This is a genomic window from Streptomyces pactum, assembly GCF_016031615.1.
GTDB lineage: Bacteria > Actinomycetota > Actinomycetes > Streptomycetales > Streptomycetaceae > Streptomyces > Streptomyces pactus.
On record NZ_JACYXC010000001.1, the window covers coordinates 4,219,986 to 4,238,323 of the forward strand.

At 72.5% G+C, this 18,338-nt stretch carries 18 protein-coding genes; 15 read left to right on the top strand and 3 right to left on the bottom strand.

What is annotated here, in order from left to right; all coding sequences use genetic code 11:
- The first annotated feature begins 68 nt into the window (after positions 1-68).
- From hemL to ccsB, 6 genes are all read left to right on the top strand, one after another.
- Entirely contained in the window at positions 69-1,391 is a 1,323-nt protein-coding gene (gene hemL, locus IHE55_RS16720) for a glutamate-1-semialdehyde 2,1-aminomutase (protein WP_197989753.1), read from the top strand.
- An 8-nt stretch (positions 1,392-1,399) separates the two neighbouring features.
- Entirely contained in the window at positions 1,400-2,104 is a 705-nt protein-coding gene (locus tag IHE55_RS16725) for a histidine phosphatase family protein (RefSeq protein WP_197989754.1), read from the top strand.
- Between the two features lie 444 nt (positions 2,105-2,548).
- Positions 2,549-3,163 carry a TlpA family protein disulfide reductase gene (locus IHE55_RS16730; RefSeq protein WP_197989755.1) on the top strand — a complete coding sequence of 205 codons (615 nt, stop codon included), beginning with the start codon at positions 2,549-2,551 and terminating at the stop codon, positions 3,161-3,163.
- Between the two features lie 4 nt (positions 3,164-3,167).
- Entirely contained in the window at positions 3,168-3,929 is a 762-nt protein-coding gene (locus IHE55_RS16735) for a cytochrome c biogenesis CcdA family protein (RefSeq protein WP_197989756.1), read from the top strand.
- A 3-nt stretch (positions 3,930-3,932) separates the two neighbouring features.
- On the top strand, positions 3,933-6,026 hold the full coding sequence (resB, locus tag IHE55_RS16740) for a cytochrome c biogenesis protein ResB (protein WP_197989757.1): 2,094 nt from the start codon (positions 3,933-3,935) through the stop codon (positions 6,024-6,026).
- Positions 6,023-7,129, top strand: a complete 1,107-nt coding sequence (gene ccsB, locus IHE55_RS16745; protein WP_197989758.1) for a c-type cytochrome biogenesis protein CcsB — start codon at positions 6,023-6,025, stop codon at positions 7,127-7,129. Before resB ends, ccsB begins: the two co-directional genes overlap by 4 nt.
- A gap of 386 nt (positions 7,130-7,515) precedes the next feature.
- Here ccsB and IHE55_RS16750 read toward each other — a convergent pair whose 3' ends face one another.
- Positions 7,516-7,935, bottom strand: coding sequence for a PLD nuclease N-terminal domain-containing protein (locus tag IHE55_RS16750; protein ID WP_197989759.1), 420 nt, complete (start codon positions 7,933-7,935; stop codon positions 7,516-7,518).
- 327 nt (positions 7,936-8,262) lie between these two features.
- Between IHE55_RS16750 and IHE55_RS16755 the strand changes: the two genes are divergently transcribed.
- The 3 genes from IHE55_RS16755 (at position 8,263) to IHE55_RS16765 (ending at position 11,483) form a co-directional block, all read left to right on the top strand.
- Entirely contained in the window at positions 8,263-9,714 is a 1,452-nt protein-coding gene (locus tag IHE55_RS16755) for a menaquinone biosynthesis decarboxylase (protein ID WP_197989760.1), read from the top strand.
- 13 nt (positions 9,715-9,727) lie between these two features.
- On the top strand, positions 9,728-10,645 hold the full coding sequence (gene mqnP, locus IHE55_RS16760) for a menaquinone biosynthesis prenyltransferase MqnP (RefSeq protein WP_197989761.1): 918 nt from the start codon (positions 9,728-9,730) through the stop codon (positions 10,643-10,645).
- Positions 10,646-10,784: 139 nt separating this feature from the next.
- On the top strand, positions 10,785-11,483 hold the full coding sequence (locus tag IHE55_RS16765; RefSeq protein ID WP_307826885.1) for a UbiX family flavin prenyltransferase: 699 nt from the start codon (positions 10,785-10,787) through the stop codon (positions 11,481-11,483).
- Between the two features lie 64 nt (positions 11,484-11,547).
- Here IHE55_RS16765 and IHE55_RS16770 read toward each other — a convergent pair whose 3' ends face one another.
- Positions 11,548-11,694, bottom strand: coding sequence for a hypothetical protein (locus IHE55_RS16770; protein WP_197989762.1), 147 nt, complete (start codon positions 11,692-11,694; stop codon positions 11,548-11,550).
- A gap of 114 nt (positions 11,695-11,808) precedes the next feature.
- Between IHE55_RS16770 and IHE55_RS16775 the strand changes: the two genes are divergently transcribed.
- From IHE55_RS16775 to IHE55_RS16800, 6 genes are all read left to right on the top strand, one after another.
- Positions 11,809-12,264 carry an Lrp/AsnC family transcriptional regulator gene (locus tag IHE55_RS16775; RefSeq protein ID WP_197989763.1) on the top strand — a complete coding sequence of 152 codons (456 nt, stop codon included), beginning with the start codon at positions 11,809-11,811 and terminating at the stop codon, positions 12,262-12,264.
- 309 nt (positions 12,265-12,573) lie between these two features.
- Positions 12,574-13,737 (top strand): aminofutalosine synthase MqnE, encoded by a 1,164-nt coding sequence (mqnE, locus tag IHE55_RS16780; RefSeq protein WP_197989764.1) that lies wholly within the window; start codon positions 12,574-12,576, stop codon positions 13,735-13,737.
- A gap of 30 nt (positions 13,738-13,767) precedes the next feature.
- Complete coding sequence (locus IHE55_RS16785; protein ID WP_197989765.1) at positions 13,768-14,469, top strand: UdgX family uracil-DNA binding protein; 702 nt, start codon at positions 13,768-13,770, stop codon at positions 14,467-14,469.
- Positions 14,470-14,531: 62 nt separating this feature from the next.
- A complete protein-coding gene (locus IHE55_RS16790) occupies positions 14,532-15,050 on the top strand; it encodes a GNAT family N-acetyltransferase (protein WP_197989766.1) in 519 nt (172 codons plus the stop codon).
- A 67-nt stretch (positions 15,051-15,117) separates the two neighbouring features.
- Positions 15,118-15,405, top strand: coding sequence for a DUF4229 domain-containing protein (locus IHE55_RS16795; protein WP_197989767.1), 288 nt, complete (start codon positions 15,118-15,120; stop codon positions 15,403-15,405).
- Positions 15,406-16,063: 658 nt separating this feature from the next.
- The gene (locus tag IHE55_RS16800) at positions 16,064-17,419 is read left to right on the top strand and encodes a dicarboxylate/amino acid:cation symporter (protein WP_197989768.1); all 1,356 of its coding nucleotides are present in this window, start codon (positions 16,064-16,066) and stop codon (positions 17,417-17,419) included.
- A 264-nt stretch (positions 17,420-17,683) separates the two neighbouring features.
- Here the strand turns inward: IHE55_RS16800 and IHE55_RS16805 are convergent, their stop codons facing one another.
- Complete coding sequence (locus IHE55_RS16805; RefSeq protein ID WP_197989769.1) at positions 17,684-18,259, bottom strand: TerD family protein; 576 nt, start codon at positions 18,257-18,259, stop codon at positions 17,684-17,686.
- Between the last annotated feature and the right edge of the window lie 79 nt (positions 18,260-18,338).

Consider the following 18,338-nt stretch of genomic DNA (forward strand, 5'->3'; position numbering starts at 1 on the left):
GTCTGAGACCTCCCCCGCGTGCGGACGGTGAAACGCCCGGACGCACGTCCCCCTCAGCCTCTGACACCATGGCATGCGTGAGCAATCCCTATCCGTACGCAGCACCAGTTTCGCAGACGCTTTTCGACCGTGCGGCCATCGTGACGCCCGGCGGCGTGAACTCCCCCGTACGCGCGTTCCGCGCCGTGGGTGGTACGCCCCGGTTCATGGTGTCCGGTGACGGTCCGTACCTCACCGATGCCGACGGCAGGGAGTACGTCGATCTCGTGTGCTCCTGGGGGCCCATGATCCTCGGGCACGCGCACCCCGAGGTGATCGCCGCGGTGCAGGCCGCGGTGGCCCGGGGCACCTCCTTCGGCACGCCGGGGGAGGGCGAGGTGGCGCTCGCCGAGGAGATCGTGGCCCGGGTGGAGCCGGTCGAGCAGGTGCGCCTGGTGTCCTCGGGCACCGAGGCGACCATGTCGGCGATCCGGCTCGCCCGCGGCTTCACCGGCCGGGCCAAGGTGATCAAGTTCGCCGGCTGCTACCACGGGCACGTGGACGCGCTGCTGGCGGCGGCCGGCTCCGGCGTGGCGACCTTCGCGCTGCCGGACACCCCGGGCGTGACCGGCGCCCAGGCCGGGGACACCGTCGTCCTGCCGTACAACGACCTGGACGCGGTGCGGGCCGCCTTCGCCGCGCACCCCGGGGAGATCGCCTGTGTGATCACCGAGGCGTCGCCGGGCAACATGGGCGTGGTCCCGCCGCGCGACGGCTTCAACGCGGGGCTGAAGCAGCTGTGCCAGGAGAACGGCGCGCTGTACATCTCCGACGAGGTCATGACCGGCTTCCGGGTCAGCCGGGCCGGCTGGTACGGCATCGACGGGGTGCGGCCGGACCTGATGACCTTCGGCAAGGTCATGGGCGGCGGCTTCCCGGCGGCGGCCTTCGGCGGCCGCGCCGACGTGATGGCGCACCTCGCCCCCGCCGGCCCGGTCTACCAGGCCGGCACGCTGTCGGGGAACCCGGTCGCCACCGCCGCCGGGCTGGCGCAGCTGCGGCTGCTGGACGACGCGGCGTACGCCGCGGTGGACGCGGTCTCCGCGGAGATCCAGGCGCTGGTGACCGAGGCGCTGGGCAAGGCGGGCGTCGCGCACCGGCTGCAGTCCGCCGGGAACATGTTCTCGGTGTTCTTCACCGAGGACGAGGTGCGGAACTACGAGGACGCCAAGAAGCAGGAGAGCTTCCGCTTCACCGCGTTCTTCCACTCGCTGCTGGCCCAGGGCGTCTACCTGCCGCCGTCCGCGTTCGAGTCGTGGTTCGTGTCCACGGCGCACGACGCCCGGGCCGTGGAGCGGATCGCCGCCGCGCTGCCGGGGGCCGCGCGGGCCGCCGCCGAGGCCACTGAATGATGGGTGACATGACGAAGACCGACAGCGACCTCACCGTCGTCCACCTGATGCGGCACGGCGAGGTGGAGAACCCCGACGGCGTGCTCTACGGGCGGCTGCCCGGCTACCACCTCTCCGAGCTGGGCCGGAAGATGGCCGACCGGGTGGCCGAGCACCTCGCGGGCCGGGACATCCGGTACGTGGTGGCCTCCCCGCTAGAGCGGGCGCAGGAGACCGGTGCCCCGATCGCCGAGGCGCACGGGCTGGAGGTGGCCGCCGACGAGCGGCTGATCGAGGCCGGCAACATCTTCCAGGGCAAGACCTTCGGGGTCGGCGACGGCGCGCTGAAGCGGCCCGCGAACTGGAAGTACCTCACCAACCCGTTCCGGCCCTCCTGGGGCGAGCCGTACGTCGACCAGGTGGTCCGGATGATGGGCGCGCTCGGCGCGGCGCGCGACGCCGCCCGCGGCCACGAGGCGGTGTGCGTCAGCCACCAGCTGCCGATCTGGGTGGTCCGCAGCTGGGCGGAGCGGCGGCGGCTGTGGCACGACCCGCGGAAGCGGCAGTGCACCCTGGCCAGCCTGACCACCTTCACCTTCCGGGGGAACCGGATCGTGTCGGTGGGCTACAGCGAGCCGGCCCGTGACCTGGTGCCCACGCACCTGCTCGCCGGCGCCCAGCCGCGCTGGGGGAAGGGCTCGGTCAAGGGCGCCTCCAAGGGGTTCGGGGCCTGACGGCCACGGCCGGGCGGTGACGGGGCGGCGGACGGTTGCGGGTTCCACCCGTGGTCCGGCGGCCCCGTGCCCCGGCGGTCCGGCGGTCCCCGTGGTGACGGCCGTCGGTCCGGTGGTCCGGCCCGGTGGTCCGGTGATGACGGTCCGGTGGCCCGGCCCGGCGGCCCTGTGTTCCGGTGGTCCCGCGGGCCCGGTGGGTCACGGGTGGCCGGGCGCCGTCCGGGCCGGCAGCCGACCCCCGCCGCCGCCCACCGCTCCCCCGCGCCGGCGGCTCACGCCCACCGCGCCGCGCTCCCCGCGCCGGGCCACCGCCCATCGCGCACCGGCCCCTCGCGGCGCCCGCCGCGCCCCGCCCCTCCGTGGTCCGGCCGGGGGCCGGGACGGGCCGGGCGTGCCGCAGGGGGGTGCGGAAGATCCCCGAACCGCCCATGCGAAACTTTTCACATGAGTGCCTGCCGCGCCCCCCGGGGCCTTGCGAACCGCCGTCGCGCAATCGTGCTGGCCACCGGTGCCGCGATCACCGCACTGACCCTGACCGCGTGCGGCTCGGGTGTGTCCGGCGGATCGTCGGACACCAAGTTCGTCACCGGCAAGGGGGCCGTGGACACCGTCCCCAAGGGCGACCGCACCGAGGTTCCCGACCTGACCGGGAAGGACATCCACGGCAAGCCGCTGAGCATCGGCGACTACAAGGGGAAGGTCGTCGTCCTCAACGTCTGGGGCTCGTGGTGCGCGCCGTGCATCGCGGAGGCGCCGAACTTCGTCAAGGTCGCCAAGGAGACCGAGGCCCAAGGGGTGCAGTTCCTGGGCATCAACACCCGCGACCCGGACGCCGCCAACGCCCGCAAGTTCGAGCGGGACCACAACGTCCCCTACCCGAGCTTCTACGACCCCATCGGCAGGCTGATGCTGCGCTTCCCCAAGGGCAGCCTCAACCCGCAGATCATCCCGACCACGATCGTCATCGACCGGGACGGCAAGATCGCGGCCCGCGCGCTCCGTCCGCTCAGCGAGGAGAAGCTGCGGGACATGATCGATCCGATTCTCGCGGAGAAGTGACGTTGTGATCACGCTCGCCGACGCGGCCGTCAACGAGACCGTCCTCAGCGGGGCGCTGCTGCTCGCGCTGCCGATCGCCGTGCTCGGCGGTCTGGTCTCCTTCTTCTCCCCGTGCGTGCTGCCGCTGGTCCCCGGCTACATGTCGTACGTGACCGGGGTCACCGGCGCCGACCTGGGGGAGGCGCGGCGCGGCCGGATGCTCGCCGGGGCCTCGCTCTTCGTCCTCGGCTTCACCGCGGTCTTCGTCTCCACCGGCGCCTTCTTCGGCTACGCGGGACAGGAGCTCCAGGAGAACCGGGAGACCATCTCGCGGGTGCTGGGCGTGGTCACCATCCTGCTGGGCCTGGCCTTCATGGGCGTGCTCAAGAGGTTCGGGCAGCGGGAGTTCCGCTTCCACGTCAAGCCGACGCTGGGCCTGGTGGGCGCGCCCGTGCTGGGCGTGCTGTTCGGGGTCGGCTGGACGCCGTGCCTGGGCCCGACGCTCACCGCGGTCAACGCGCTCTCCTTCAACGAGGCGAGTGCCGGTCGCGGCGCGCTGCTGACCGTCGCCTACTGTCTTGGACTGGGCCTGCCCTTCATCGTGGTGGCGCTCGCCTACCGGCGGGCGCTCGGCGCGTTCGGCTGGATCAAGCGCCACTACGTGTGGGTGATGCGGGCCGGCGGCGGGATGCTGGTGGTTCTCGGTGTGCTGCTGGTCACCGGCATCTGGGACCGCATGATCAACGACATGCAGGTCTGGACGAGCAGCTTCAACGTGGGGATCTGATCCATGGGCACCACCGACACCGACACCGGGGCCGCGAAGACCGGGGCACCGGAGGACGGCGGCCTCGGCGCGGCCGGCTCGCAGCTGTCCACCGCCCCCGCGGAGGAGCGCGGACAGGCCGTCCCCGGTTCGTTCGGCGGGGCCCGCCGGCCCGGGGCGCTGGGCGCCGCGCAGTGGCTCGGCCGGGAGGCCACCGGCTGGCTGCGCTGGTGCTGGCGGCAGCTGACCTCCATGCGGGTGGCGCTGCTGCTGCTGTTCATGCTGTCGATGGCCGCCATCCCCGGCTCGCTCGTCCCGCAGGACAGCATCGAGCCGCTCAAGGCCGAGGACTTCAAGGCCCGGCACGAGACGCTGACCCCGATCTACGAGAAGCTCCAGCTGTTCAACGTGTACAGCTCGGTGTGGTTCTCGGCGATCTACATCCTGCTCTTCATCTCGCTGATCGGCTGCATCGTCCCGCGCACCTGGCAGTTCATCGGCCAGCTGCGCGGCCGTCCGCCGGCCGCCCCGCGCAACCTCTCCCGGCTCCCGGCGTACACCAGCTGGCGCACCGGGGCCGCTCCGGAGGAGGTGCTGCGGGCCGCCGGTTCGGTGGTCGGGCGGCGGCGCTTCCGCAACCACGTCACCGGCGGCGCGGTCGCGGCGGAGAAGGGCTACCTCCGCGAGGCGGGGAACCTGGTCTTCCACATCGCCCTGATCGTGATGCTGGTCTCGTTCGCCGCCGGGCAGCTGTGGAAGTCCGAGGGCGGCAAGCTCGTGGTGGAGGGCGACGGCTTCAGCAACAACCTCACCCAGTACGACAACATCCAGTCCGGCCCGCTGTTCAAGACGGACGACCTGACCCCGTTCGGCTTCCAGCTGGAGAAGTTCGAGGCCGACTACATCCGCAGCGGCCCGCAGCTGCGCACCCCGACCACCTTCCGCGCCCGGGTCACCTACTGGGAGGGCGCGGACGGTCCGGAGAAGAAGAAGACCATCGAGGTCAACCACCCGCTGGAGGTGCAGGGCTACAAGGTCTTCCTCCTCGGGCACGGCTACGCGCCGGTGGTCACCGTCCGGGACGGCCAGGGCGACATCGCCTTCCGCGGGCCGGTGGCGTCGCTGCCGCTGGAGGGTGCCAACCTGACCAGCAACGTGGTCATCAAGGTGCCCCACTACCGGAACAAGGACGGCGAGAAGGACCAGATCGCCTTCCAGGGGCAGTTCGTGCCCACCCTCGACCTGCGCACCGGCACGATGTTCTCCCAGTTCCCGGCGCTGGACAATCCGGCGCTGATCCTCACCGCGTACCGCGGCAGCCTGGGCATCAACGGCGGCACCCCGCAGAACGTGTACCAGCTGGACGAGTCGCGGATGAAGCAGTTCAAGGAGCGCGACCGCAAGACCGGCGAGACGAAGAACTTCGCCCGGGCGCTGAAGGTCGGCGAGTCCCTGACGCTGCCGGACGGCGCCGGCACGCTGGAGTTCACCGGCATCAAGGAGTGGGCGACCTTCCAGATCTCCCACAAGCCCGGCACGCCCGGCGCCCTGGCCGGCGCCATCGCGGCGCTGATCGGCCTCGCCGCCTCGCTGTTCATCCAGCGCCGCCGGGTGTGGGTGCGGGCGGTGGCCCAGGAGGACGGCACCACGCTGGTGGAGATGGCCGGCCTCGGCCGGAGCGAGTCCGCCAGGCTGCCCGAGGAACTGGCCGACTTGGCGGTCGCGCTCCAGGCCGACGCGCCGCCCGTCCCGGAGAGCGACGACGCCGAAGCCACCGACCCCACCGACGACGACGCCACCACCGAGGGCACGGGCGACGCCGCCACCACCGAGGCCACGGGTGACGCCGACGCCGCCCGTGACACCGCCGACGCCCGGCCCGCCCGTGACGCCGGTGCCGGTGACCGTGACGCCGACGCCGCCACCGATGCCGCCGACACGGATGCCGCTGACGGTGCCGTCGCCGGTACCGGTGACCGTGACGCCGCAGGCTCCGGCTCCGTGCCCGCCGGCCGCGCCGGCGCCCCCGATTCCGCCGGATCCGACGATCCGGTCGAGCCCGCTGAACCCGCCGATCCCGGCGATTCCGCAGACCCCGCCGAAGGAGTGCGCGCGTGAACCTCGCCGCAGCCAATGAGAGCCTGGCCGAGTCCAGCAACGTGCTGGTCTACTCGGCGATGGCCGTCTACACCCTGGCCTTCCTCGCCCACATCGCCGAATGGGTCTTCGGCAGCCGCAGCGCCGTGGGCCGTACCGCCGCGGCGATCACCACCGACCGCGGAGAACCGGCGCCCGCCGGGGCGGAGGCCGCGACCCGTGCCGCCGCCGGTTCCGCCGGCTCCGGTGGCACCGCGGTGCTGGAGCGGCCCAAGGTGATCACCCGTTCCGCGGCCGGCCGCCGCGACGTGCCCGACGGCCCCGGCGCCGCGGGCACCAGCGAGCGGGGCGACCTGTACGGCCGGATCGCGGTCGGCCTGACCGTCCTCGGCTTCCTGATCCACGCCGGCGGTGTGGTCTCCCGCGCCGTGGCGGTGAAGCGGGCGCCGTGGAGCAACATGTACGAGTTCTCCACCACGTTCGCGATGGTCGCGGTGGGGACGTACCTGGTGCTGCTGGCGCTGCGGAAGAACGTGCGCTGGATCGGTCTGCCGCTGGTCACCACGATCCTGCTGGACCTGGGGCTGGCCGTGTCGGTGCTCTACACCGAGAACGACCAGCTGGTCCCCGCGCTCGACTCGTACTGGCTGTGGATCCACGTCAGCTGCGCCATCGTCTCCGGCGCGGCCCTGTACCTGGGCGCGGTCTCCGCGCTGCTGTACCTGTTCCGGGACAGCTACGAGGCCCGGCTGGAGAACCCGGAGGGCAAGCAGTACGGCGCCTTCGTCAGCTCGGTGCTGGCCCGGACGCCGTCCGCCGCGTCGCTGGACAAGTTCTCGTACCGCATCAACGCCACGGTCTTCCCGCTGTGGACGTTCACCATCATCGCCGGCGCCATCTGGGCCGAGGTGGCCTGGGGCCGCTACTGGGGCTGGGACCCCAAGGAGGTCTGGTCCTTCGTCACCTGGGCCGCGTACGCGTCCTACCTGCACGCCCGCGCCACCGCCGGCTGGAAGGGCCGCAAGGCCGCGTACCTGGCCCTGATCGCCTTCGGTTCCTACCTGTTCAACTACTACGGCATCAACATCTTCGTCTCCGGCAAGCACTCGTACTCCGGAGTCTGATCCGCCGTCGTCCCGGCACCCGGCCGCCCCGGCCGGGTGCCGCCGCGGTGACCACCGCTTCTCCGGCCGGTTCCGGTGGCCCGGGTCCTTCTGTGACCCGCGTCACGGGAACCGGCCGTCGGTCTTGGGACGGCTCAGGACGTGACCACCCCCACGCGGGCCCGGATACGTGACGGGCCGTGTCCCCGCCGCCGCACGCGGATACGTGACGGGCCGTGTCCCCGCCGCCGCACGGGCCTGCGCGGGCTCGCCGTCCGTACCGCGGGACGGCCCGCCGCGTCCCCCGCGGGCGCGGGGGTTCCCGGCGGCGCGGCAGGTGCGGCCCGGGTCCGCGGGCGCCCCCGCCGGCGTGCGGCGGGTGGCGTCAGCGGCTTTCGCGGGCGTACTCAGCGGGCCGGCGGGGTGTCCTCCGGGCCGGGGCCGTCGTCCTTGCGGTGCGGCCCCTCCTCGCCCTGCCGCTCGGTCTCCCGGTCCTTGACCGGCTCCTCGTCGGCCGCGGCCCGGTCGGCCGGCCCGCCGTCCCGGCCCGTACGGTCGTTCAGGGACTTCAGGAACTCCGGGTTGTCGTCCGGGGCGACCCAGCCGCCGCGCCGCCGGCCGAACGCCGGCCCGCTCCCGCCGGCCGGGGTGCGGTTGCGGCCCGCGATCAGCCAGGAGACCGAGCCGACGACGGGGAAGAGCAGGATCAGGATCGCCCAGATCGGCTTGGGGATGTAGCGGACCTCCTGTTCATCGGTGGTGATGCAGTCGATGAACGCGTAGATGCTGAGCGCCAGCGGTACCAGAATCATCAGCACCCGGAGCATGAGGCCGTCCCCCTGCGTTGGTGTACGGGCCGCGTGACGCGGGCCCTGGGTTACGGGCACCAGGGTAGACGGCCGGACCAGGAAGCCGTCCCGCGCGCCGCGGAGGCCACCCGGACGGTGCCGGACGGCCGGCCGCGGGAGCCGCGACGGGCGCTGTCCGGAGGGCGGACCGCCACCGACCGGCGGACGGTGCGGACCGCGGGCCGCCCGGAGCCGGGGCGGACGGTGCGGACGGCCGGCCGCCCGGGGCCGCGGCGGACGGTGCCGGACGGCGGTTGTCCCGCCCTGCGACAAGCCGGTCCGGGCCCATGGCGGATACTTGACCCCATGGCATACGACGATCTTCGTTCGTTTCTGCGCGCGCTTGACCGCGAGGGCGACCTCAAGCGCATCAAGGCCGAAGTTGACCCCCATCTGGAGGTCGGCGAGATCGTGGACCGGGTGAACAAGGCCGGCGGCCCGGCGCTGCTCTTCGAGAACGTCAAGGGCTCCGCGATGCCGCTGGCGATGAACGTCTTCGGCACCGACCGGCGGCTGCTGAAGGCGCTGGGCCTGCGTTCCTACGACGAGATCAGCGAGAAGATCGGCGGGCTGGTCAAGCCCGAACTGCCGCAGGGTTTCGGTGGGCTGCGGGAGGCGTTCGGCAAGCTGGCCGGGGTCGCGCACGTGCCGCCGAAGAAGGTCAAGGACGCCCCCGTCCAGGAGGTGGTGCTCCAGGGCGACGAGGTCGATCTGGAGGCGCTGCCCGCGCTGTTCACCTGGCCCAAGGACGGCGGGTCCTTCTTCAACCTCGGGCTGACCCACACCAAGCACCCGGAGACCGGGGTGCGGAACCTGGGCCTGTACCGCCTCCAGCGCCACGACCGGCGCACCATCGGCATGCACTGGCAGATCCACAAGGACAGCCGCAACCACTACCAGGTGGCGGCCCGCCGGGGCGAGAAGCTGCCGGTGGCCATCGCGTTCGGGGCGCCGCCGGCGGTGACGTACGCCTCCACCGCGCCGCTGCCCGGTGACATCGACGAGTACCTGTTCGCCGGCTTCCTCCAGGGGAAGCGGGTGGAGATGGTGGACTGCAAGACCGTGCCGCTCCAGGTGCCGGCCGCCGCCGAGGTGGTGCTGGAGGGCTGGCTGGAGCCGGGGAAGATGCTGCCGGAGGGCCCGTTCGGGGACCACACCGGCTTCTACACCCCGCAGGAGGACTTCCCGGCGCTGACCATCGACTGCGTGACGATGCGCCGCCGTCCGCTGCTGCAGTCCATCGTGGTGGGCCGGCCGCCGACCGAGGACGGGCCGCTGGGGCGGGCCACCGAGCGGTTCTTCCTCCCGCTGCTGAAGATCATCGTGCCGGACATCGTCGACTACCACCTGCCGGAGTCCGGCGGGTTCCACAACTGCGCGATCGTCTCGATCGACAAGAAGTACCCCAAGCACGCGCAGAAGGTGATGCACGCCATCTGGGGCGCGCACATGATGTCGCTGACCAAGCTGATCATCGTGGTGGACGCCGACTGTGATGTGCACAACCTGCACGAGGTGTCCTGGCGGGCGCTGGGCAACACCGACTACGCCCGCGACCTGACCGTGGTCGAGGGCCCGGTGGACCATCTCGACCACGCCTCGTACCAGCAGTTCTGGGGCGGCAAGGCGGGCATCGACGCGACCCGCAAGCTGCCCGAGGAGGGGTACACCCGGGACGGCGGCTGGCCGGAGATGGTCGAGTCGGACCCGCGTACGGCGGCCCTGGTGGACCGCCGCTGGAAGGAGTACGGGCTGTGATGGGAGACCGCCGGTGAGCGCGGCCGAAGGGGTCGTCGGGCCCGGTCCGGGCCAGGCGGACGGCCGGCTGCGGGCCTTCCTGCGGCTGGTGATGATCGAGCACTCGGTCTTCGCGCTGCCCTTCGCCTACATGGCGTCGTTCACCGCGATGCTGCTGGACGACGGCGAGATCGACTGGCTGGGGCTGCTGCTGGTGACGGTGGCGATGGTGGGGCTGCGCACCTTCGCGATGGCCTGCAACCGGATCATCGACCGGGAGATAGACGCCCGCAACCCGCGCACCGCGGGCCGGGAGCTGGTGACCGGGGCGGTGTCGGTGCGGTCGGCGTGGGCCGGGGCGCTGGTGGCGCTGGTGGTCTTCCTGGGCGCGGCGGCGCTGCTCAACCCGCTGTGCCTGGCGCTGGCGCCGGTGGCGGTGGTGCCGATGGTGGTCTATCCGTACGGCAAGCGGTTCACCCACTTCCCGCACGCCATCCTGGGGCTGGCCCAGGCGATGGGCCCGGTGGGCGCCTGGATCGCGGTCACCGGCGAGTGGTCGTGGGAAGCGGTGATCCTGGGTGCCGCGATCGGCGTCTGGATCGGCGGCTTCGACCTGATCTACGCCTGCCAGGACGTGGAGTCGGACCGGGAGAACGGGGTGAAGTCGGTACCGGCCCGCTTCGGCGTCGCCGGGGCGCTGTACGGGGCGCGCGGCTGCCACGTGCTGACGGTGGCGCTGCTCGCCTGGTACGGGCTGGCCACCGACGCCGGCGGGTTCTTCTGGGCCGGGCTGGCGGTGGTGGTGGCGGCGTTCTGCTACGAGCACGCCATCGTCCGGCCGGGCGACCTGTCCCGGCTGAACCGGGCCTTCTTCACGGTCAACGGCTTCATCGGGATAGCGCTGTTCTGCTGCGCGCTGCTGGATCTGCTGGTCCGGGGCCTGAGCGGGTGAAGCCCGCCGGAGGGCGCCGGATAGGCTCGATGGCGTGGAGCCGCGTGAACAGAACAGCGAACAGGGCAGCGCAGACGCCGGTGCCGGACCCGGTGTGCGGGCCGCCGCCGGCGTCCCCGGCGTCCCGCACACCGGACCCGTGGCGGAGGGCGGGGCACCGGCCCCCGGCGGCGGCGACGGCGCCCGCCGGCCCTGGGTGGTGGGGGTCTCCGGGGCCTCCGGCACGCCGTACGCCGCCTCGGTGATCCGTGGCCTGCTGGACGCGGGCGAGGACGTGGACCTGGTGGTCAGCCGGGCGTCGCGGCTGACGCTGCTGGACGAGACGGGCATCACCTACCGCGACGCGCACTGGCGCGAGGACCTGCGGCGGTGGCTGGCGCGCGGCGCCGACGGTACGCCGGACGCCTTCGAGGCGGAGGTCGGCCGGGTGCGGCACTGGGCGGCGGGGGACCTGGCCGCCGGGCCGTCGTCCGGCTCGTACCGGGTCAAGGGGATGCTCATCGTGCCGGCGAGCACCGCGTGCGTGGCCGGGGTGGCGCTGGGGCTGTCGAAGGACCTGCTGCAGCGCGCGGCGAGTGTGAACCTCAAGGAGCGGCGGCCGCTGGTGGTCGCGGTCCGGGAGGCACCGCTGAACGGGCAGACGCTGCGGCATCTGGTGACGCTGGACGAGGCGGGCGCCGTGGTGGTGCCCGCCTCGCCGGCGTTCTACGCGGGTGCGACGCACATCCAGGATCTGGTGGACTTCGTCGCGGGGCGGGTGCTGGACGCGGCAGGGGTGCCGCACAGGCTGTACCGCCGGTGGGAAGGGGAGCTGCGCGGTGGCGCCGCTCCGCGGTGAGACCGGCCGGGCGCGGGGCGCTCCGGTGCGGGATGGAGGGCGGCGGGCCGGGGCCCGGCGCCGGTCAGCGCTTCTTGGCGACGGGGCGCCGGGCGGCGCGGGCGCGCTGCGGGGAAGCGGCGGGACGGTGAGCACGCGAGCGGCCGGCCAGCTCCTGCAGCTCACGCATGCGGGCGTACGCCATCTCGATCGTGTACACGGTGAGTCTCAACTCCTGAGGATCGTCATTGATCGTATGAGAGATTTGCAGGGCAACCGACCCTGCATGCCTTAGATTCTACATGTAAATCGGTGAGATCGCAGAGCAATGGAAGGCGCCAGGCATATGGACGCGGTGGATAGGCAGCTCATCCAGGCCCTCCGGGAGAACGGCAGGGCCTCCTACGCCGAGCTCGGCCGGCTGGTCGGCCTCTCGGGCCCGAGCGTCACGGACCGGATCAACCGGCTGGAGGCGGCCGGCGTGATCACCGGGTACCGGGCCACCGTGGACGCGGCCTCGCTGGGCCTCGGGGTCACCGCGCTGATCGGCATTCAGCTGTCGGACGCCACCGATCACGAGGACGTGGCGACCCGGCTGCGGGACCTGGCCGAGGTGGAGGACTGCTGGTTCATCGCGGGCGACGACTCCTACATGCTCAAGGTGCGGGCCACCGACGTGGACGGGCTGGAGCGCACCATCCGGCGGCTGTCGGGCACCAAGGGGGTGTCCCGCACCCGGACCACCATCGTGCTCTCCACCAAGTGGGAGAACCGCGTCGGGGAACTGCCCGAGGAGGTCTGACCGGGCCGCTGCCGGACCTGGGCCGGACGTCTGCCGGGCCCGGGCCGGGGACCGGCCGCCGGCCGGAGGGGCGCGGCCCGGTCCACGGCCGGCGCGCGGCCGGGGAGCGGGGCCGGCTGACCCGGCGTCAGGCCGGGCGGCCCGACCGGGCGGCGGGGACGCCCGGTGCGGTGCGGTGCGGTCCGTCCGGCACGGCGGGCGGGGCGCCCGGTGCGGCGCCCCGGGGCGGGGGCCGGCGTCCGGTCCGCGACCGTGGGAGTAGGCTCCTGAGGAAGGCCACAAAAGCAGACGTACGGGAGGCGGCCTCGGATGGACGCTGGGCTCAAGCGCGAGCTGGAGGAGAAGGTCCGCGCCGGTGAGCGGCTGTCCCGTGAGGACGGCATCGCCCTGTACGCGTGCGACGACCTGGCCTGGCTGGGCGGTCTCGCCCACGAGGTGCGGACGCGGAAGAACGGTGACGTCGTCCACTTCAACGTCAACCGCCACCTCAACATGACGAACGTGTGCACCGCCTCGTGCGCCTACTGCTCCTTCCAGCGCAAGCCGGGGGAGAAGGACGCGTACACCATGCGCATCGAGGAGGCCGTCCGGCTCGCCAAGGCGATGGAGGGCGAGAACCTCACCGAGCTGCACATCGTCAACGGCCTCCACCCCAACCTGCCCTGGCGGTACTACCCGCGCTCGCTGAAGGCGCTGAAGGAGGCCCTGCCGCAGGTCTCCCTGAAGGCGTTCACCGCCACCGAGATCCACCACTTCGAGAAGATCTCCGGCCTCACCGCCGACGAGATCCTCGACGAGCTGATCGAGGCCGGGCTGGAGTCGTTGACCGGCGGCGGCGCCGAGATCTTCGACTGGGAGGTCCGGCAGCACATCGTGGACCACGACACCCACTGGGAGGACTGGTCGCGCATCCACCGGCTGGCCCACGCCAAGGGGCTGAAGACGCCGTGCACGATGCTCTACGGCCACATCGAGGAGCCCCGGCACCGGGTGGACCACGTGCTGCGGCTGCGTGAGCTCCAGGACGAGACCGGCGGCTTCCAGGTCTTCATCCCGCTGCGCTACCAGCACGACTTCGTGGACATGAAGGACGGCAAGGTCCGCAACCGGCTCCAGGCCCGCACCACCATGGCCACCGGGGCCGAGGCGCTGAAGACCTTCGCGGTCTCCCGGCTGCTGTTCGACAACGTGCCGCACGTGAAGGTCTTCTGGGTGATGCACGGGGTGCAGACCGCCCAGCTGGCGCTCAACCACGGCGCCGACGACATGGACGGGTCGGTGGTCGAGTACAAGATCACCCACGACGCCGACAACTACGGCACCCCGAACAAGCTCACCCGCGACGACCTGCTCGGCCTGATCCGGGACGCCGGCTTCCGGCCGGTGGAGCGGAACACCCGGTACGAGATCATCCGCGAGTACGAGGGCCCGGACCCGGCCCTCCGGGAGTCCCCGCAGCCGATGCGGGTGTGACCCGAGGCCGCGCCGGGTACCCGGCGCGGCATGGCCGGAACGCGAGCATCACGCGGGGGCGCCGCGGGCGACGCGGGAACGGGGCCGGAGGAGGCGTACACCGCCGCGCCCTTCGTCCCCGAACGGGCCGACCTGGCCGCGCTGCGCGCCGCCGCGGCCGGCTGCCGGGGGTGCCCGCTGCACCGGGCCGCCGAGCGGACCGTCTTCAGCTCCGGGGACGCCGACGCCCGGGTGGTGCTCGTCGGGGAGCAGCCCGGCGACCAGGAGGACCGCGCGGGTCAGCCGTTCGTGGGCCCGGCCGGCCGGGTGCTGATGCGGGCGCTGGACGAGGCGGGCATCGACCCCACCGAGACCTACGTCACCAACGCGGTGAAGCACTTCAAGTTCGAGGTCGTCCCCGAGCGCGGCAAGCGCCGCATACACAAGGCCCCCAACCTGCGGGAGCTGACCGCCTGCCGGCCCTGGCTGGTCGCCGAGATCCGGCTGGTCGAACCCGAGGTGATCGTCGCGCTGGGCGCCACCGCCGGCAAGGCGCTGCTCGGCCCGTCGTTCCGGGTGACCCGGCAGCGCGGGGTGCCGCTGCCCTGCCCGGAACTGGACGGGGAGGCGCCCGGGGCGGAGTGCGTGGTGGCGACCATCCATCCGTCCGCGGTGCTCCGCGCCGCCGACCGGGAGGCGACGTACCGGGGGCTGGTCTCCGACCTGCGGGTGGTGGCCGGGGCGCTCGGCTGAGCGTCGGGGACGGCCGGCGGGCGGCCGGGCCGACCCGGAGTGGTAATGGATACACTCCGCCTATGACCCTTACAGTCCTCCGTGACCCCCAGCTCACCCCCGCGCTGCGGGAGGAGATCGTCCAGCTGTGGACCCGCGTCACCAACGCCGACGGCGCGGTCGGCTTCGTGCCCCCGGTCACCCCCGACGACGTCCGCCCGGTCGCCGACGCGCAGGCCGCGGCGGTCGCCGCCGGCGAGATGCGGATGGTCGCCGCGTACCGGGGCGGGGCGCTGGTGGGGACCGCGTACCTGAAGTTCAACGACCACCGGCTGATGCGGCACTGGGCCTGGGTGGTCACCGTGATGGTGGACCCCGGCCTGCAGGGCGGCGGGCACGGCCGGCGGCTGATGCGCGAGGTGATCGAGACGGGCCGGGACGCCGGGCTCGACGCGCTCCGCCTGGGGGTGCGCGGCGGCCGGGGGGTGGAGCGCTTCTACGAGGCGGTGGGGTTCAAGGAGATCGGGCGGCAGCCCGACGCGATACGGGTCGGGGACGGGGAACTCCGCGACGACATCATGATGTGGCTGCCGCTGAAATGATCCGGAAGCGGGCGTGATTCACTGGATGTCTGGTTGCGCAGATACTCCAGCAGAAGGAAGACCAGCCATGTCCGCCAAGATGAGCGCCACGGTGCGCTATTCCGCCATGCGCCTGGGGATCTTCGTCGGGTGCTTCCTGGTCATGTGGGGCCTGGTGTACTTCGGGCTCGTGCCGGCCGGTGCCAACAACTCCAATTTCTTCTGGGTGCTGCTGCTCGCGCTCGTCGTCTCCGCGCCGCTCAGCCTGGTGCTGCTGCGCAAGCAGCGGGACGAGATGTCGGAGCAGCTCGTCGAGAAGGTGGACAAGGTCAAGGAGCGGTTCAACGCCAACCGGAGCCAGGAGGACGGCGCCTGAGCCGGTCCCGCCCCGGGCGCGCCGAGCCGCCCGCCGGGTGGGTGCCCGCCCGTCCCGTCGCCGCCGGTGGGTGGTGGCCGCCCGTCCCGTCGCCGCAGGGTCCCGTCATCGGCGGGGCGCGTGGCCGGCCGTGCGCCGGGCGGCAGCGGCATCCGGTCGTCCCGGACCGCGAGGCGCCCCCGGCCCCGCCGCCCCGGCGGATGTAAGGCTGCTCACACCCGCTTCCCCCGTCACCCCCCGCCCCGCCCGCCGGTTCACCCCCCGGCCGGCGGGGCGTTGGCATACCAGGGCCCGGCCCGGACGGCCGGCGCTCAAAGATAATCTTTGAGCGCCCCAAAGCGACGGTGTTACTGTAAATGCCATGAAGACAGCAGCTGCGCATCGGAACACCATGAGCGTCCCGCTCGTGGCGCGCCTGCACGTCGCCTTCTGCCTCCCTCAGGGCCTCGGCTCCGCTCACGTGGGGGGCCTCCCCCGCCCGGCCGCGGCGTGTTGTCCGAGCGCGGCCTGTCACCACCGCTGAGACCGTCCCCGTCCCGGCGCGCCGGCCCGGAGTCCCGCCGCAGGGACCCGCCGGCTCCGTCACGCCCGGTCCTCCGGTGCCTGACCACCCTTTGCTGAAACCTTCCGTCCGCCTCCCGTCCCCGGAGAGTGTCCGTTGTCCTCGGAGTCGTCCGCGTCCTCCACCGGGTCCGTCCCCGCGACGGGCTCCACGCCCCCCTTCCGCCTGCCCAAGGTCCCCTTCTGGGCGCAGATCCTGACCGGTCTGGTCCTGGGTGTGCTGCTCGGCTGGGCCGCCCGCAGCGGTGACGTCGCCTGGCTGGTGACCACCCTCGACAAGATCGGCTCGATCTTCGTCCAGCTGCTGAAGCTGGCCGTCGCGCCGCTGGTCTTCTTCGCGATCCTGGTCTCCATCACCAACCTGCGGAACGTCAACAACGCCGCCCGGCTGGCCACCCGGACCCTGCTGTGGTTCATGGCGACCTCGCTGATAGCCGTGGCCATCGGCCTGGCCATCGGCCTCCTCACGGACCCGGGCTCGGGTACCGGGCTGACCCCGAAGGACGGCCTGAAGCCGGAGCACTCCGGCGGCTGGCTGGACTTCCTGACCGGCATCGTCCCGGAGAACGTCATCACGCCGTTCACCGACCTGAACGTGCTGCAGATCGTCTTCATGGCCGCCGTCGCCGGTGTCGCCGCCCTCCAGCTGGGCGAGAAGGCGCAGCCGATCCTCAGCCTCAGCAACGCCGTGCTGGAGCTGCTCCAGAAGGCGCTGTGGTGGGTCATCCGCCTCGCCCCGCTGGGCACCCTGGGCCTCATCGGCTACGCCATCGCCGAGTACGGCTGGGACCTGATCGGCAAGTACGCCACCTTCACCGCCGACATCTACATCGGCTGCGCCCTGGTGATGTTCGGTGTGTACCCGCTGCTGCTGTCGCTGGTCGCCAAGGTCAACCCGCTGCAGTTCTTCCGCGGCGCCTGGCCCGCCATCCAGCTGGCGTTCGTCTCCCGCTCCTCGGTGGGCACCATGCCGCTGACCCAGAAGGTCACCGAGCGCCTGGGTGTCCCGAAGGAGTACGCGTCGTTCGCGGTGCCGTTCGGCGCCACCACCAAGATGGACGGCTGCGCCTCGATCTACCCGGCGATCGCCGCGATCTTCATCGCCCAGATCTTCGACGTCCAGCTCGACATCACCGACTACCTGCTGATCGCCTTCGTGTCGGTCGTCGGCTCGGCCGCCACCGCGGGCCTCACAGGCGCGACCGTCATGCTCACCCTGACGCTGTCCACCCTGGGCCTGCCGCTGGAGGGCGTCGGTCTGCTGATGGCCATCGACCCGATCGTGGACATGATGCGCACCGCCACCAACGTGGCCGGCCAGGCGCTGGTCCCGGTGCTGGTCTCGGCCCGGGAAAAGATCCTGGACCACGAGGCGTACGCCGGAGCCACCTCCTCCCCGCTGGACGAGCCGGCCGACGGCCGCGAGTCGCGGGTGGCCGCGGCGGCCGCCTGACGCCACCGGCCCGGCCGGGCGGTGCCCCCGGCGACCGCCAGGGCTCCCGGTACACCCGCACGCCCCCGCCCCCCGGACCCCACCGGGGCAGGGGGCGCCAGTCTCCCGGGCCCGCGGCGCTGCCGGGCCGGCCGGCCGGGGCGGAGAGCCCGCCGGGACGGCGGACGGGCGGGGCCGCCGGGGCCGGGCCGGGTACGGGGAAGGCCCCCGCCGTCGTGGCGGGGGCCTTCGGCTCGAACGGGCGAGCCCATCCGGCGCCGGGACTCAGATGTTGACGCCGAAGTCCTTCGCGATGCCGGCCAGGCCGGCCGCGTAGCCCTGGCCGACCGCGCGGAACTTCCACTCCGCGCCGTGCCGGTACAGCTCGCCGAAGACCATGGCGGTCTCGGTGGCGGCGTCCTCGCTCAGGTCGTAGCGGGCGATCTCGGCGCCGCCGGCCTGGTTGAGGATGCGGATGTAGGCGTTGCGCACCTGGCCGAAGTTCTGGCTGCGGGACTCGGCGTCGTAGATGGAGACCGGGAAGACGACCTTCTGGATGTCGGCCGGCAGGGACGCCAGGTTGACGCTGATCTGCTCGTCGTCGCCCTCGCCCTGGCCGGTGAGGTTGTCACCGGTGTGCACGATGGTCTGGTCCGGGGTGGACTTGTTGTTGAAGAAGACGAAGTGCTGGTCGGAGTAGACCTGACCGTTGCCGTTCACCGCGATGGCGCTGGCGTCGAGGTCGAAGTCGGTGCCCGTGGTGGTGCGGACGTCCCAGCCGAGGCCGACCGTGACGGCGGTCAGGCCCGGAGCCTCCTTGGTGAGGGAGACGTTGCCGCCCTTGGACAGGCTTACAGCCATGGGGAGTCCCTTTCGTGTTTCGACGTTCGTCGGGCTTCGTGCCGGACGACGAAGCTACCGTCACCCCTCACAACGCCGA

What these genes read in the sequence shown, in the direction of transcription:
- hemL (WP_197989753.1), top strand. Translation starts at nt 69, where the DNA reads ATGGCATGCGTGAGCAATCCCTATCCGTACGCAGCACCAGTTTCGCAG.
- IHE55_RS16725 (WP_197989754.1), top strand. Translation starts at nt 1,400, where the DNA reads ATGACGAAGACCGACAGCGACCTCACCGTCGTCCACCTGATGCGGCAC.
- IHE55_RS16730 (WP_197989755.1), top strand. Translation starts at nt 2,549, where the DNA reads ATGAGTGCCTGCCGCGCCCCCCGGGGCCTTGCGAACCGCCGTCGCGCA.
- resB (WP_197989757.1), top strand. Translation starts at nt 3,933, where the DNA reads ATGGGCACCACCGACACCGACACCGGGGCCGCGAAGACCGGGGCACCG.
- IHE55_RS16750 (WP_197989759.1), bottom strand. Translation starts at nt 7,935, where the DNA reads ATGCTCCGGGTGCTGATGATTCTGGTACCGCTGGCGCTCAGCATCTAC.
- IHE55_RS16755 (WP_197989760.1), top strand. Translation starts at nt 8,263, where the DNA reads ATGGCATACGACGATCTTCGTTCGTTTCTGCGCGCGCTTGACCGCGAG.
- IHE55_RS16775 (WP_197989763.1), top strand. Translation starts at nt 11,809, where the DNA reads ATGGACGCGGTGGATAGGCAGCTCATCCAGGCCCTCCGGGAGAACGGC.
- mqnE (WP_197989764.1), top strand. Translation starts at nt 12,574, where the DNA reads ATGGACGCTGGGCTCAAGCGCGAGCTGGAGGAGAAGGTCCGCGCCGGT.
- IHE55_RS16785 (WP_197989765.1), top strand. Translation starts at nt 13,768, where the DNA reads ATGGCCGGAACGCGAGCATCACGCGGGGGCGCCGCGGGCGACGCGGGA.
- IHE55_RS16790 (WP_197989766.1), top strand. Translation starts at nt 14,532, where the DNA reads ATGACCCTTACAGTCCTCCGTGACCCCCAGCTCACCCCCGCGCTGCGG.
- IHE55_RS16795 (WP_197989767.1), top strand. Translation starts at nt 15,118, where the DNA reads ATGTCCGCCAAGATGAGCGCCACGGTGCGCTATTCCGCCATGCGCCTG.
- IHE55_RS16805 (WP_197989769.1), bottom strand. Translation starts at nt 18,259, where the DNA reads ATGGCTGTAAGCCTGTCCAAGGGCGGCAACGTCTCCCTCACCAAGGAG.